Consider the following 14,230-nt stretch of genomic DNA (forward strand, 5'->3'; position numbering starts at 1 on the left):
AGTAAAATCAAATTTAATGTAAAAAAACGAAGAAAAGTGAATCGTTTTTGGTGTTTTATTCGTTTAATAGGTGGCACGGTACGATTTGCAAGCATAGCCTGTCAAACTGATTATGTGTGAAAGGGATTGATAAACATCGAAGATTTTATTATTTCATTAGCTGATGCCTTTAAGAATTTGTCGTACTTCGGCATCTTTCTTGCATTATGCATTGAATTTGTTCCTGCTGAAGTGGTGTTGCCTCTTGCAGGTTACTGGGTTTCAAAAGGGGACATGGCCTTCATCGGTGTTGTGGCTGCCGGTTCTATTGGCGGTGTGGCAGGCCCCTTGACCTTGTACTGGTTAGGGCGTTATGGAGGGAGACCCTTTTTAAATAAATATGGGAAGTATTTCTTTGTTAAACCTGAGTCACTTGATAAGTCGGATGCCTTTTTTGAAAAGCATGGCGGATTTGTTGCGTTTAGCGGCCGGTTTATTCCAGGGGTCAGAACCCTTATTTCCATTCCGTGCGGGATTGCGAAGATGAATGTGTGGGTTTTTTGTCTGTATACGTTTTTGGCGATTACGCCGATTACATTTGTGTACGTGTATTTAGGATTTGTCCTTGGAGAGAACTGGCAAGAGGTTGGAACCATTTTAGAACCATATGTATTGCCGATTGGAATTGGTGTGCTCTTGTTGTTTGTTGTCTACGTGTGGCTCAAACGAAGAAAAAGAAAAACAGAAACACCAACGGCTTAATCAGCGGGTGAAGATGAAAAGTCACCTGTTGACAATCCGGGATCTGTTGATTATGATATAAGTAATCTAAATATTCTTAATCCCACCAAAGGGGAGTAGCGTCCGGTTATCACCGGAAACAAAGTCGTCATTACATGGAATCTCATTCCATCGGCTTTGTTGGCATGATTTACATATCACATGTCTAGCAAGACCTTTGCCATTACAGGCAAAGGTCTTTTTTGCATTCATAAGCCTTTGTCTGTTGTGGGACAATAGATAAAAAATAAGGAGGAATGATGATGGATGCAGCAATTATTTTAGAGTACGGGTGGGTTCTTCTCGTATTGATTGGATTAGAAGGGATTTTAGCAGCTGATAATGCGCTGGTTATGGCTGTGATGGTCAAACACCTTCCTGAAAAACAAAGAAAAAAGGCATTGTTTTACGGACTTGCGGGAGCATTTGTCATGCGATTTGGTTCTCTTTTTCTTATTTCGTTTTTAGTAGATGTGTGGCAAGTTCAAGCCATTGGCGCAATTTATCTTCTATATATTTCGATTCACCATATTTTAAAATCGCACGTATTTAAGAAAAAGGAAGCAGACACAAACATGAAACAAAGCGGCTTTTGGGCAACCGTCGTAAAAGTTGAGCTTGCTGACATTGCATTTGCAGTAGATTCTATTTTAGCAGCCGTTGCATTAGCTGTGACTCTGCCAGCAACAAATCTTCCGCAAATTGGCGGGCTTGATGGCGGTCAATTTATTGTCATTCTATTAGGCGGTATCATTGGTCTAGTGATCATGAGGTTTGCGGCGACTGTATTTGTGAAACTGCTTAAAACGAGACCAAGCCTAGAAACAGCAGCATTTGTCATTGTCGGATGGGTTGGCGTGAAGCTGACGCTCTATACACTTTCTCATCCAGCCATTGGGATCGTGTCCTCTCATTTCATTCATTCAACATTATGGAAAATCATTTTCTGGACGGTCCTTCTCGCGATTGCAGCATTTGGCTGGTTTTTATCAAGTCCATCAAGAAAAGGCGGCCAGCAAAACGAGGAAAAACAAGAGATTCGGCTGGAAGAGTAGGTTTTTTGAAAGAAATATCATTTCATTTTCATAACACGTATATTACAAAAAAGGGGGGGATACCCCCTTATTTCTTTGCTTTTAAACGAAACGTTGTAAAGTAGATAAAGAAATACATGTCACAATTGAGTAACAGGAAATGAATTCCTCATTTCTTCCTTTGCGCTTCCCTCATAAATTAGCTATCATAAATGAGTAATATAGGGAGAACTGAGGTGAAACCATTGCTTAGCCTTTTGTTTAAAAAGGGAAAGAAAAAGCAAACATTAGAGCAGTCGGCAATCAACATCCAACAGGGTGATACCGAGCTGCAAAATGCATTAATAGAGCAATACAAACCATTTGTCGCTAAGACGGTTTCATCCGTTTGTAAACGATATATAGATGAAAAAGATGATGAATTCAGCGTAGGCTTAATTGCCTTTAATGAAGCGATAGAAAAATACTCTGCCGAAAAAGGCAACTCACTCCTTGCATTTGCGGAGTTAATTATTAAAAGAAAAGTAATCGATTATATTCGAAAAGAAGCAAGAAACGCGCCAACGGTTCAAATGGACCTTCAAGAAAGTGAGAATGGCGAATACTCACAAAGCATGATTGAAGCAGAGCTTTCTGCAAATGAATATAGGCGTTTAATTGAACAAGAACATAGAAGAGAAGAGATTGAACATTTTAAAGAACGATTGAAAGTATATGGTCTTACGTTTCAAGAACTGCTTGAGCATTCACCAAAGCATGCGGATGCGAGACAAAATGCCATTAAAGTGGCCCATACACTCGTTAAGCACGATGAACTGAGAACCATTTTATTTCAGAAAAAACAATTGCCAGTCAAACAGCTGGAAAAGCTAGTGGAAGTCAGCCGCAAAACGATTGAGAGAAATAGAAAATATATTATTGCGATGGCGATCATTATGACAGGTGATTATGTGTATTTGAAAGATTACCTTAAAGGGGTGCTTAATTCATGAGAAGAGGCATTATAGTAGAGAAAAACAAAAAATATGTCACACTGCTGACCCCTGATGGACAATTTCTGCGGACAAAGTATGAACAGCAAGACTATGAAATCGGTCAAGAAGTGACGTTTCCGAATGAATCACGTCTCGAAAGAAAAAGAGCCGGTTTTTTTGACCTGCTTCGTTTACGTCCGTTAAATGCAGGAATTCTATCAATTGCAGCAATTATTGTCGTGATTTTCACTATGATGCCATCTTTCTCAAGTCAAAAAGCATATGCATATATGACGATTGACATTAACCCAAGCTTTGAGCTGAAACTCGATCACAATTATCAAGTGATCGGTGTCACTCCGCTGAATAAAGATGCGAAGCAAGTACTGGCCAGTATGAAAGATTTAGAAAAAAACGACATGACCAAAGTCGTGCAGGAAATCATCGATGATTGTGATAAAAAAGGATACGTGAACCACTCTAAAAGCATTTATATTTCAACTGTTTATGAAAACAAGCAGGATCATACATACAAAACAAACGTAAAAAGTAAAATCAGCACCATCTCGGGGGAATATCAAAAGCGCAATTATAAGCTGGAAACTGTGGAAGGTGACCTGGAAACAAGAGAAAAGGCACAAAAAGCAGGCATTTCAACAGGAACTTATATTAGAAATCAAGAAATGCAAGACAACGAACAAGAGGACGTTAAAAAAGATGATGAAGATCCAGCAGATGACGAGGCTGTCAAAGAAGAAGAGCCGAAAAATGCTGATGAAGATCAAAAAGACGAAGACAAAAAAGAAGACATAAAGACAGACGATAGCGATGAGATGCAGCCGGATAAAGAGGCTCCTGAAGGCGAAGACAAAGAGCAGAAGGAAGTTGAGAGGGAAGAGCAAGGAGCTGTTCAAAAGCCTCACCAAACAAGCCCTAATCTTGACAACAAAGAGAAAAAGGGAAAAGAAGAAAAGGATCGCTCTTTTGAAAAAGACAAAGAGCAAAAAAAAAATCACTCAACTGATCCAGATGAAAAAAAACATCCAAATGGCACATCACGTGGTGATGCTGAAAAGCATGTAAAAAAAAACGACAGTGGTCAGAATCGTCCGTACGGCGAACGTAACAGAGATGGCGTCAAACAAAAAGGAAACAACACATCGCCCTCATACCGTGAAAACCGGGATGAGCCTACATATGAACAGTAAAAAAACGCCAGAATAGATCCGGCGTATTTCACCATGTCTTTATTTAGTTGAATGGCCCATTTGAGATTGCGCCTGCTGTACGAGTCTTTTTGTCATCTCGCCGCCAACAGAACCGTTTGAACGTGCGACTGTATCTGAACCGAGATTCACGCCAAATTCTTGAGCGATCTCGTATTTAAATTGATCTAAAGCTTGTTCTACTCCAGGAACAAGAAGTTGATTTCGATTTGCCATCACATATTCCTCCTTTCACCTCATGTTTGTTGCGCCTTCTTATTTTGAAAAAAACAGCCTGCAATTATGCTGGCAATTGCTGCACAAAAAAGCCGAGGTGATGAAGGTCACCTCGGGCTCAGTTTTAAGCCTTTTTCAGCTGAAGCGTATTAAACATCATTTCTTGCGCTGTGCTTTGCAAGTGAGAAGTGAAAACGGAGAAAACGGTAGAACTGATAATGCCTTTAATCAAATGCCATTGCGGCTTCGTCAATTCTGTAAACTCTTCGTGTAGCTTGTCCGTCTGCTCTTCAGTCATTTCTCGTAAATTCGTTTCCTTTAATGGAAAATGTGTATGGTGATAAATAAAATCAAGGACGTGCGCATATGCTTCATAAAAACGGATGGGGCTGATAATATCATCCGTTCGATCTGTGATCGTATTAAATAAGGCAGATAAGATCGTACGAATAGCATCAAAATCAAATACTGATTTTAAATCCCGGACAATTAATAAAATAACGACTTGATCAATGGAGTACTTCTTGCCAAGCTCTGGATGGCCGATCATATCTTTAATATCGCGCTTGATCCAGTTTTGAATGGCTGTCGATTTAAGTGAAGTCAACTCACACAAGTTGCCAAGCTCAACGATTTCGTTCGTTGAAAGCCCGTGCTCTGATTTTTGCTTCCGCCGTTCGAGTTTTTCAAAAAACGAAGGGATTTTTAATTCATCATATTCATGTTCCTTATCGCTTTTTACAGATAAATTCAAAAGCTGAAGCGGAGTCAGATCTCCCTCGCCTTTTAGAGAATACAGAAGTCTCGTCATGTCAATTCTCGTTAATTTAAAAGTCACCATGTTCCACCTCATTTTGTACGTCAAAAACGTGATTATTGATCTAATTCAACATCATAATCTCTTTTTAATGAAAATGCAAAATAAACTAAAATAGGACCGATGCGTCACAATTTGTTCACTTGTTTGCGGATGCAAGTAGCGTAATCATTGAAATGACGAGGTTTTAGCCAGTATGATAAACATAGTAAAACGATTCCTTTTTCCTTGCAATTTGAGACGTTTATTTTTATAATTTTATTAATAAGTTCAAATGAACTTAATATGACAGCGGAGGTTATGTATGGGTAAAAGAATATTTCTGTTTATATTAACGAACATTCTTGTTATCACTACGATTGGTATTGTCCTATCGGTTATTAGTGCAGCAACTGGTGTTGGTTCTTATATAGGAGCAGACGGAAGACTTAATATCCTTTATCTTCTTGTATTCAGTGCAGTTGTTGGTTTTGTAGGCTCGTTTATGTCACTAGCGATGTCTCGCTGGATGGCAAAAATGATGATGGGTGTGCGTGTGTTAAATCCAGAAAAGGATTCATTAACATATGATGAGCAGCAGCTTGTTGACCGCGTTCACAGACTATCAAGAGCAGCAGGCCTTTCTAAAATGCCTGAGGTCGGTATTTACCAATCATCTGAAGTAAATGCATTTGCGACAGGTCCTTCTAAAAGAAGATCGCTTGTTGCCGTATCAACTGGATTGCTTCATGAAATGGATGATGCAGCAGTTGAAGGGGTTATCGCTCACGAAGTCGCTCACGTAGCGAACGGTGACATGGTTACAATGACGTTACTTCAAGGAATCGTCAACACGTTTGTTGTCTTCCTTTCAAGAATTGCGGCATGGATCGCAAGCCGTTTCGTTCCACGTGAAGAGCTTGTGCCGATTGTTCACTTTATCGCTGTGATCGTCTTCCAAATTATTTTCTCTATCTTAGGAAGCCTTGTCGTATTTGCTTACTCTAGACATCGTGAATTCCATGCAGACCGCGGCGGTGCGGACCTTGCAGGAAAAGATAAAATGATTCATGCGCTTCGTTCACTAGAGGCGTATACATCAAGAATCAAAGATGATGATCAAGCAGCTGTTGCTACACTGAAAATCAGTGGTAAAAGAAAAGCTTCTCTTTTCTCAACACACCCTGATTTAAACGAAAGAATTAGAAGACTAGAAGCAAAATAAGAAAGATCAAAAGACATTCTGCGTAAGGATGTCTTTTTCTTTTTGATGAAAAAGTAAATAAAGCACAAAATACCTTTAAAATCTTTTTTCTTTTCATTAAAATGATATAGTATTCGAAAAGAAAGATAAAAGAAGGAATAACCATGAATCCAATGAAAAAACTAATCGACCGGCTGTCGGCTTTTCAGTTGATTGCCCTTTATTATTTTCTTGCTGTGACCGTGTCGTTCATTCTACTCAGTCTACCAGTGGCTCACCAAGAAGGAGTCAAATGGACATTTATTGATGCGCTGTTTACAGCTGTGAGTGCTGTCAGTGTCACGGGTCTGACTGTTGTCGATACGTCACAAACATTTAGTGTGACCGGGATGTGGATCCTTGCATTTGTTTTGCAAATCGGGGGTATCGGCATTATGACCCTTGGTACATTCGTCTGGCTGGTTATGCGAAAAAGGATCGGCATTAAAGAAAGAAAATTAATTATGGCAGACCAAAACCAGAGCAACTTATCAGGTATTGTAAAACTCATGAAGCAGGTCTTATATTTAATCTTGCTGATTGAGTTTGTAGGTGGTCTGATTTTAAGTATGTATTTTCTAAAGTATTACGATGTGCAAGGCGCTTTTTTACACGGATTTTTCTCTAGTATCAGTGCCACAACCAATGGAGGCTTTGATATTACTGGGAATTCGTTAATTCCTTATAAAGATGACTATTTCGTCCAATTTATCACGATGCTGCTCATCATTTTTGGCGCTATTGGCTTTCCGGTACTTGTCGAAGTAAAGGATTATTTATTCAATCAAGACCGAAAACATGCATCGTTTTCATTGTTTACGAAAATTACAACAATCACGTTTGGCCTCCTTGTTGTCGTTGGGGCAATTGGGATTTATGCACTTGAAGCCCGGTTCACTTTTCTAGGGAAGAGCTGGCATGAAATCTTGTTTTATTCTTTGTTTCAATCAACAGCTACCAGAAGTGGCGGGCTTTCGACATTAGATATTACGCAATTGACAGAGCCGACACTGTTATTTTTATGTTTGTTGATGTTTATCGGGGCATCTCCAAGCTCGGTAGGGGGCGGAATACGGACAACCACGTTTGCCCTTAATTTACTTGCTTTGTTTCATTTTGCGAGAGGGAATAAGTCCATTAAAATCTTTAAAAGAGAGCTTCATCAAGCGGATATTAATAAATCCCTCATGGTGACGATGATGGCCTTTATTTTAGTGTTTGGTGCTACGTTTCTGTTAACTTTATCAGACCATCATACACTTCTTGAAACTTTATTTGAAGTTTGTTCTGCCTTCGGAACAACGGGACTGTCGCTCGGAATTACGTCTGACTTGTCCGTATTTGGTAAGTGTATTATTATGGTCGTCATGTTTATAGGACGGATTGGAATTCCAAGCTTCTTGTATTTAATTGGCCGCCGGGAAAGTGAAGCGAATTATCATTATCCGAAAGAGCGTGTGATCATCGGCTAACCAGCATTCCTACTGAATGCTGGTTTCAGCGTGTAGACAAACCCTCGCATTCTTTGTCAGTCCTGCGTGCTGGTGCTCACGAATGTGACATTCGCTCCGCGCCAGTACTCGCCCTTCCTAGGGCTGCAAAGGTTTTCTATCACGCTGAAAAGAAGACAAAGAGTTAAAATAACGATCATTTTAACTCTTTGTCGACAATCAGACCAGCATTCCTACTGAATGCTGGTTTTTTTATTTCCATTATATAACTGGCTAAATCACAAAGGATGTTCGCAATCTATAGGTAAGAGGTGAAAGAGACGTGCTGGATGTGTTATGGAAAGCAATTGTAATGCTGCTCGTTGGTACTTTGCTGCTGAGAATAGCAGGGCCTAAATCCATTAGTCAATTAACGGTTCAACAGACAGTCATCATGATTTCGATTGGATCGATTATTATCCAACCCTTTATTGAGCATAATTTACTTGAAACCATTTATGCGGCCGCCATTTTTATTGTGGCGCTTGTGATTATGGAAAAGCTGTCGATCCAATTTGATTTTTTTGAAAAATTGGTTTCAGGGAAGTCTGTGGTGATTTTAGAGGATGGGGAAATGCTTGAACACAAGCTGAAAAAAACGCGGCTGACAAGGGATCAATTCAAAATGCGCTTAAAGCAGCAGGGCATCACAGACATTTGCAGTCTCAAAAAAGCAACACTAGAAGCGAATGGGCAAATTGGATATGAGTTAAAGCCTGAGGAAAAACCAGTGACAGTCAAACAAATGAAAGAGCTGTTTGATCAATTGAGCGAAGAACTAAACATGTTAAAAAGGAATGATGACAAATGAAAAGAAAAACAGCAAAAAATGAAGCACTCACGAATAATATGACGCCTACAGAAAGCATGGTACACGATCAAGGACAAACACAATTTGACGAGCAATCAGAAGACCGCCAAGCGAACCGAAATTCTCATCAAGGTAAACAGGGGGGAGCATCTCGTGACTAAAAAACATGTGAAAAGTAAAGATATGAAAGACCATAAAAAACCGATGAACCCCGATATCTTGGAAGAGGAATTTGGCAGCGAGCTAGGAGATATAAACAGCAGTAAATGGATTGATACCTTAATGAAGCCTAAAAAAAACGATGAATGTCACACTGAACAGAAAAACAAAAAATAAATAGAAAAAAACGATCCTGAGAGATCGTTTTTTCTATTTAATATAACTGTTTTGTCTGCCAGTAATGGTTCGCATCAGACTGGTCATTTTGAGCTCGATGACTGGTTGTGCAACAGTTTTAACAAATGTGCTAGATAAGGTAAAGGTTAAGAGGACCGTAAGCAGCAATAGAATCAATACACTTGCCGTATTTAGAGCCCAATCATCAAACCAAGTCGTTCTTAAAAGCTTAATCACAAAGCCGTGAAGTAAATAGACATATAACGTTCTTGTGCCCCATTTGGTAAAGAAGAACCGGCGTGTAGGGACTAATGCAAAGAAACTAAAGGTAGCAGCAAATGCAAGTAAATACCATGCCATTCGTTTCATAGCTGCAATGAGTCCTTCATCTCCAAGAGAAGCGTACGATTGTGACCCAAATAAAAAGGAATAATCGAATTCATAAAAATAGCAAAACATGAACACGGCCATCAGTACAAGAAGTGCAGTCAGTTTCCCTTTGCTTGTTCGGATAAATTCAAAGTGCTGCTTTTTTAAATAAAAGCCAGCTAAAAACATCGGCAAAAAGACAAACGTACGAGATAGGCTGAGTGTATCGCTAATGCTGTCCACGTAACCGACAAGTAACGCCATCGATAAACTAACAATCATTGCCCAGTGGAATGGCAGTTTTGAAAAAGGAATGAGTAGTAAGTTCCAAAAGAATAAACTGATTAAAAACCATAAAGACCATTGCGGATCAATCGGATTTAAGTTAGAGATGCTTTGATCCTGTAAGAAATAATAATACACAGAATAGATGACCTGAAAAATCAAATATGGGATGATCAGCTTAACTGCGACTTTTTTCATAAAACCTGGTTTTCTAAAACCTTTGGCAAAGAAGCCAGACACCAATATAAAAGCGGGCATATGGAATGTATAAATAAATTTATATAAGTAGAGTATCCAGTCATTATCATGTATGAATGACCGTAACAAATGACCAAAAACAACTAGAAAAATCAGAAGAAATTTTGCATTATCAAAATAACTGTCTCTCGTTGACGTCATAACATCACCTTTCCTGCTTCTTTTCGAACATAAACGTTCTAAGTGCACTGTTCCCTCATTTGCCCCATTTTAAAATACAAATTGGCTCATTTCGCTATTTGATGTGAAATTGTAGAACGGTTGTAAAAGAAGCGTAAGAAAAGAGAATCGTTATACAATCGTGTCATCCAAATGAAACAAATGAAGCAAGCCTCGTGTAAAAAGTTCTCTTTTTTTATGAGTCGAATGAAGGAACAATGAAAATCTTGTAGAAATATTGTAGAGGAATGAGGCTGGAAAAGGAGTGTAAGAGAATGACTGAAACGCTCGATGGTGCGAAAAATATCAGAAAATTAGAAAAAGAGAACGAATATTTGCGAAATGAATTGATACAGCACAAAATGCTGTTAAATAAGACGTTAGATGCGATTTTTATATTTGATCAGCACCTCAACATTATCCAAGCCAATGAAGCGACATGCAGGCTTGTACAAACACCGAAAGAAGACCTCCTCAATAAATCCGTTCTAGATTTCCTATACGGCATCCCGAAAAACAAAATTGACTGCTCGCTTGAGATTTTTTTTAGAAAAGGAACGTTAAAAAGAGAGATCTCCATTCAACTTGAAAATGGAGAGACAAAATATATTGAATTTGTGGCGGAGCACGACGTGGTGAATCAACAATATATTGTCGTCATGCGTGATATTTCTTCAAAGAAAATATTAGAGCGAGAACGTTCGATGAATGAGCAGCTGTTTAAAGATTTATTTGATCGAGCGATTGACGGTATGGTCATTTTTGATCAGGATGGTTGTATGATTGACGCCAATCACTCTTTTTGCCAGAGCTTTGAACTTCAAAAAACAGATTTAACAGACCGCTACTTAAATGAATTTGTTGAAGAAGAAAACCTTCCAGCGCTCCAGCAGCTCTTAACTTCATTGAAAGAAACAGGGAAAGCAAAGGGAGAACTTCCTGTTACCCTTCAATCTGGGCAGCACAAATTATTCGAACTGACCATCACATCCAATGTGATGAGTGGTTTTTACATGTCCATCATGCGTGATATTACAGAAAAAAGATTAATGGAAGAAAAGCTGCTAAAAAGTGAAGAACGTTTTAGAGAAATATTCGAAAATGCGATGGATGCCATCATCATTTGGGCGGATGATGGAGAAATTGTCAGGGCAAATGAATCAGCCTGCCGAATTTTTGAATTACCGATGCATCAGCTGATTGGCAAGAAACTCATGGATTTTCTAGTCAAATCTGATCGCAGATACCGGCCGACAAGAAGACGGTATATAAGGAATCTTGAAATCAGAGAAGAACTCCTCTTTAGAATGGCGAATGGCCAATTCAAAGAGCTTGAGTTCACCTCTAAGCATGCGGTATTAGAAGGGCAGCACTTAACCATTCTACGGAATGTCAGTGACAGAAAGCGAATGGAAGAGGAGCTGCGAGAAAGTGAGCTCAAATTCCGTAAAGTATTTAATGGCTCTATGGATGGCATTGTTCTTTTCGATAATCAATACCGGATTATTGATGTGAATCCATCCGCAAGTGAACTGCTTGGCCTCAAAGATGATCACTTAACGGAAATGAACCTTTTTCATATCCTTGCGCCATATCAAATTGAAAATTTGGCACAGCCAGCTCAGGCGATGTCATTAGACGAGATGGACAATGAAGTTCCATTTGTGCTGAACCATCCAGATCAACGTATTTTGGAGTTTTCTTTTAAACGAAATATTATTCATAACATGAATTTGGCCATCTTTAGAGATGTGACTGAGCGCAAGGAATTAGAGGAGCGGGTAAGAAAATCGGATACGCTTCATGTTGTCGGAGAGCTTGCCGCTGGAATTGCCCATGAAATTAGAAATCCAATGACGGCTTTAAAAGGTTTCATTCAGCTGCTCAAAGGAAACATTGAAGGGGAGTATTCGCTCTATTTTAATGTCATCACATCAGAGCTAAAAAGAATCGAATCCATCATTACAGAATTTTTGATTTTAGCGAAACCGCAGGCCATCATCTATGAAGAAAAAAATGTCGTGCAAATTGTCAAAGACACGATGGACCTTCTTCACGCACAGGCCAATCTTGGCAATGTACAAATGCATTTAGATGTGCTCGATGATATTCCGCTCATCTACTGTGAACAAAATCAATTGAAGCAAGTCTTTATTAACATTTTAAAAAATGCGATTGAAGTAATGCCTCAGAAAGGAAATGTATACGTGAGCATTCAAAGGAAGGGGGAGGAGCACATTGTGATTTCTCTTCGTGATGAAGGCTGCGGCATGACAGAGGATAAACTAAAGCGTCTCGGAGAACCATTTTATACAACAAAAGAAAGAGGCACTGGACTTGGGTTAATGGTTAGTTATAAAATTATTGAAGAGCATCAAGGAACCATTGAAGTAGAGAGTGAAGAAGGGGTCGGAACAGTGTTCCATCTCACGCTTCCACTCCGGCAGCAGAAACAAGAAGAGGAGCTTTAATGTGTATTATACAGTCTATACCGCACCAATCGGGGCATTATATATACTAGAGAAAGATGGTGCCATCATTGAAGTGAAGTTTGATGATGAATCGTTTTTGGTCAAAGAGCAGAGAGACCGTTTTAAACAAGAAGACACGCCTGTATTAAAAGAAGCGAAAAAACAGCTGGATGAATATTTTAAGGGCGATCGGAAAGTGTTCGATCTCCCGCTCAAGCAAGCAGGCTCTCCGTTTCAAGAGCAAGTGTGGGAGGCACTTTCTACTATTCCGTATGGTGAATCAAAAAGCTATGCTGATATTGCAGAAGCGATCGGCAATCCAAAGGCTGTCAGAGCCATTGGACAAGCTAATAGACGCAATGCATTGCCTATTTTTATCCCGTGTCACCGGGTCATTGGAAAAGACAGGACTCTGACTGGTTATGCAGGGACGAAGACAGGGATGAAAGCGATCTTATTAGAATTAGAAGGCATCCCATTTGTTCAAAAATAAATGAATTGACCTGTTCCAAATGTTTAGTGAGCGACATATCCTTTTATTAAGCTAAAAAAGTTGGTCTAGGGAAAAAGGAGGCTGCTAACATGTTATGGGGCAAAAAAGATAAAATGTACGCCGTCACATCACTATGTGTCAAAATGAACGTGTTGACAGAAGAACAGAAAAAAGAAATATTAGCAAAAACGAACGAAACAAAAAAGCGCGGTGCTCTTAAATGATAAGAACTCCGCGCTTTTGTTTGATTAAAGTGACACGCTTTCGGTGAATAGTGCATCAATCTCTTCTGTATAGTTGGAAGTGATAATGCCTTTTTCTGTAATGATCCCGGAAATGAGATGATGAGGAGTGACATCAAAGGCAGGGTTAAATACCTGCACGTCAGGAGGCGCAATTTGGATGCCGTTTAATTCCTTTACTTCCTGTGGGTCGCGTTCTTCAATCGGAATATCTGACCCATCCTGAGTTGACACATCAAAGGTCGAAAGAGGCGCAGCCACAAAAAATGGAATTTGAAAGTGTTTAGCTAAAATAGCCAGACTTAACGTTCCAATTTTATTTGCTGTATCACCGTTTCTAGCGATTCGATCTGCACCAACAATAACGGCAGAAATTTGTTTTTCTTTCATCGTATGGGCTGCCATATTATCCGTGATAAGCGTCACATCTACGCCACCCTGCATCAATTCCCATGTCGTCAGACGAGCGCCTTGAAGGACAGGACGTGTTTCACATGCGTAAATGTGAAGATCGAGGTTTTTCTTTTTCGCTAAATAAAAGGGTGCAAGCGCTGTTCCGTACCGGCTTGTGGCAATGGAGCCTGCGTTGCAAATGGTCATAATTCGATCACCAGATTTAAAGAGCTGAAGAGCATTTTGACCGATTTGCCGGCATGTTTCTTCATCTTCGATTTGAATTTGAATGGCTTCATGGACAAGATCAGTTTTGGCTGCATTCACCGAAGCAGCACGCTCAATGCGCTGATAAAGCCGGTCTAATGCCCAGGCAAGATTCACAGCGGTTGGACGAGCACTGTTTAAATATTCTTTCAGGCGAGCGACTTCTCGCTTAAAGAGATCAATGTCTTCTGTATCAATCTCTTGTGCACTGAGTGCGAGCCCAAAAGCCGCTGTAATGCCAATAGCAGGTGCTCCGCGTACTTTTAGTGTCACAATGGCATCATACACATCTTCTTTTGTATATAAATGCTCAAACACGGTTTCAGCGGGTAATTTTTGCTGATTCAAAATGTTGATACGGTTTTCTTCCCATTCGACGGAACGGGGAACTTCAAATTCTTTAGACAA

The 14,230-nt window shown here is 39.6% G+C and carries 15 protein-coding genes, 1 pseudogene and 1 riboswitch; of the genes and pseudogenes, 12 read left to right on the forward strand and 4 right to left on the reverse strand.

What is annotated here, in order from left to right; translation table 11 throughout:
* Window positions 1–126: 126 nt before the first annotated feature.
* From MHH31_RS06450 to MHH31_RS06465, 4 genes and pseudogenes are all read left to right on the forward strand, one after another.
* A complete protein-coding gene (locus tag MHH31_RS06450; protein ID WP_039169164.1) occupies window positions 127–741 on the forward strand; it encodes a DedA family protein in 615 nt (204 codons plus the stop codon).
* 78 nt (window positions 742–819) lie between these two features.
* A riboswitch (yybP-ykoY riboswitch) is annotated at window positions 820–926 on the forward strand.
* Window positions 922–1,814, forward strand: a pseudogene (locus MHH31_RS06455) (TerC family protein). It overlaps the preceding riboswitch by 5 nt.
* A 215-nt stretch (window positions 1,815–2,029) precedes the next feature.
* On the forward strand, window positions 2,030–2,785 hold the full coding sequence (sigI, locus tag MHH31_RS06460; RefSeq protein ID WP_008346139.1) for an RNA polymerase sigma factor SigI: 756 nt from the start codon (window positions 2,030–2,032) through the stop codon (window positions 2,783–2,785).
* Complete coding sequence (locus tag MHH31_RS06465; RefSeq protein ID WP_342495392.1) at window positions 2,782–3,975, forward strand: anti-sigma factor domain-containing protein; 1,194 nt, start codon at window positions 2,782–2,784, stop codon at window positions 3,973–3,975. The genes sigI and MHH31_RS06465 overlap by 4 nt, the downstream gene beginning before the upstream one ends.
* Before the next feature lie 39 nt (window positions 3,976–4,014).
* On the opposite strand, the gene MHH31_RS06470 is transcribed toward MHH31_RS06465, so the two are convergent.
* A complete protein-coding gene (locus MHH31_RS06470) occupies window positions 4,015–4,209 on the reverse strand; it encodes an alpha/beta-type small acid-soluble spore protein (RefSeq protein WP_008346135.1) in 195 nt (64 codons plus the stop codon).
* A gap of 124 nt (window positions 4,210–4,333) precedes the next feature.
* Window positions 4,334–5,050, reverse strand: coding sequence for a DUF1836 domain-containing protein (locus MHH31_RS06475; protein WP_024719639.1), 717 nt, complete (start codon window positions 5,048–5,050; stop codon window positions 4,334–4,336).
* Between the two features lie 280 nt (window positions 5,051–5,330).
* On the opposite strand from MHH31_RS06475, the gene htpX reads away from it, so the two are divergent.
* The 5 genes from htpX (at window position 5,331) to MHH31_RS06500 (ending at window position 8,885) form a co-directional block, all read left to right on the forward strand.
* Window positions 5,331–6,230, forward strand: coding sequence for a protease HtpX (htpX, locus tag MHH31_RS06480; RefSeq protein ID WP_008346130.1), 900 nt, complete (start codon window positions 5,331–5,333; stop codon window positions 6,228–6,230).
* 143 nt (window positions 6,231–6,373) lie between these two features.
* Window positions 6,374–7,720 carry a TrkH family potassium uptake protein gene (locus tag MHH31_RS06485; RefSeq protein ID WP_007498761.1) on the forward strand — a complete coding sequence of 449 codons (1,347 nt, stop codon included), beginning with the start codon at window positions 6,374–6,376 and terminating at the stop codon, window positions 7,718–7,720.
* Window positions 7,721–8,021: 301 nt separating this feature from the next.
* Entirely contained in the window at window positions 8,022–8,549 is a 528-nt protein-coding gene (locus MHH31_RS06490) for a YetF domain-containing protein (protein ID WP_008346127.1), read from the forward strand.
* Complete coding sequence (locus tag MHH31_RS06495) at window positions 8,546–8,710, forward strand: hypothetical protein (protein ID WP_217967280.1); 165 nt, start codon at window positions 8,546–8,548, stop codon at window positions 8,708–8,710. Before MHH31_RS06490 ends, MHH31_RS06495 begins: the two co-directional genes overlap by 4 nt.
* The gene (locus MHH31_RS06500) at window positions 8,703–8,885 is read left to right on the forward strand and encodes a hypothetical protein (RefSeq protein ID WP_008346122.1); all 183 of its coding nucleotides are present in this window, start codon (window positions 8,703–8,705) and stop codon (window positions 8,883–8,885) included. Before MHH31_RS06495 ends, MHH31_RS06500 begins: the two co-directional genes overlap by 8 nt.
* Window positions 8,886–8,918: 33 nt before the next feature.
* On the opposite strand, the gene MHH31_RS06505 is transcribed toward MHH31_RS06500, so the two are convergent.
* Window positions 8,919–9,938: an acyltransferase family protein gene (locus MHH31_RS06505; protein ID WP_007498757.1), complete on the reverse strand. Its 1,020-nt coding sequence runs from the start codon at window positions 9,936–9,938 to the stop codon at window positions 8,919–8,921.
* A gap of 293 nt (window positions 9,939–10,231) precedes the next feature.
* On the opposite strand from MHH31_RS06505, the gene MHH31_RS06510 reads away from it, so the two are divergent.
* From MHH31_RS06510 to MHH31_RS06520, 3 genes are all read left to right on the forward strand, one after another.
* Complete coding sequence (locus MHH31_RS06510) at window positions 10,232–12,427, forward strand: PAS domain S-box protein (protein ID WP_342495393.1); 2,196 nt, start codon at window positions 10,232–10,234, stop codon at window positions 12,425–12,427.
* Window position 12,428: 1 nt separating this feature from the next.
* Window positions 12,429–12,920, forward strand: a complete 492-nt coding sequence (locus MHH31_RS06515; protein WP_058337424.1) for a methylated-DNA--[protein]-cysteine S-methyltransferase — start codon at window positions 12,429–12,431, stop codon at window positions 12,918–12,920.
* Between the two features lie 89 nt (window positions 12,921–13,009).
* A complete protein-coding gene (locus MHH31_RS06520) occupies window positions 13,010–13,144 on the forward strand; it encodes a hypothetical protein (RefSeq protein ID WP_017359454.1) in 135 nt (44 codons plus the stop codon).
* A gap of 24 nt (window positions 13,145–13,168) precedes the next feature.
* Here the strand turns inward: MHH31_RS06520 and mtnA are convergent, their stop codons facing one another.
* Window positions 13,169–14,230 carry an S-methyl-5-thioribose-1-phosphate isomerase gene (mtnA, locus tag MHH31_RS06525; RefSeq protein ID WP_017367119.1) on the reverse strand — a complete coding sequence of 354 codons (1,062 nt, stop codon included), beginning with the start codon at window positions 14,228–14,230 and terminating at the stop codon, window positions 13,169–13,171.

Origin of the sequence: Bacillus sp. FSL K6-1033 (assembly GCF_038630765.1) — a bacterium.
Lineage (GTDB): Bacteria > Bacillota > Bacilli > Bacillales > Bacillaceae > Bacillus > Bacillus altitudinis.

Excerpts from the sequence above, each read along its gene's own strand:
- MHH31_RS06465 (WP_342495392.1), top strand. The coding sequence starts at position 2,782 with ATGAGAAGAGGCATTATAGTAGAGAAAAACAAAAAATATGTCACACTG.
- MHH31_RS06470 (WP_008346135.1), bottom strand. The coding sequence starts at position 4,209 with ATGGCAAATCGAAATCAACTTCTTGTTCCTGGAGTAGAACAAGCTTTA.
- MHH31_RS06475 (WP_024719639.1), bottom strand. The coding sequence starts at position 5,050 with ATGGTGACTTTTAAATTAACGAGAATTGACATGACGAGACTTCTGTAT.
- htpX (WP_008346130.1), top strand. The coding sequence starts at position 5,331 with ATGGGTAAAAGAATATTTCTGTTTATATTAACGAACATTCTTGTTATC.
- MHH31_RS06485 (WP_007498761.1), top strand. The coding sequence starts at position 6,374 with ATGAATCCAATGAAAAAACTAATCGACCGGCTGTCGGCTTTTCAGTTG.
- MHH31_RS06495 (WP_217967280.1), top strand. The coding sequence starts at position 8,546 with ATGAAAAGAAAAACAGCAAAAAATGAAGCACTCACGAATAATATGACG.
- MHH31_RS06505 (WP_007498757.1), bottom strand. The coding sequence starts at position 9,938 with ATGACGTCAACGAGAGACAGTTATTTTGATAATGCAAAATTTCTTCTG.
- MHH31_RS06510 (WP_342495393.1), top strand. The coding sequence starts at position 10,232 with ATGACTGAAACGCTCGATGGTGCGAAAAATATCAGAAAATTAGAAAAA.
- MHH31_RS06520 (WP_017359454.1), top strand. The coding sequence starts at position 13,010 with ATGTTATGGGGCAAAAAAGATAAAATGTACGCCGTCACATCACTATGT.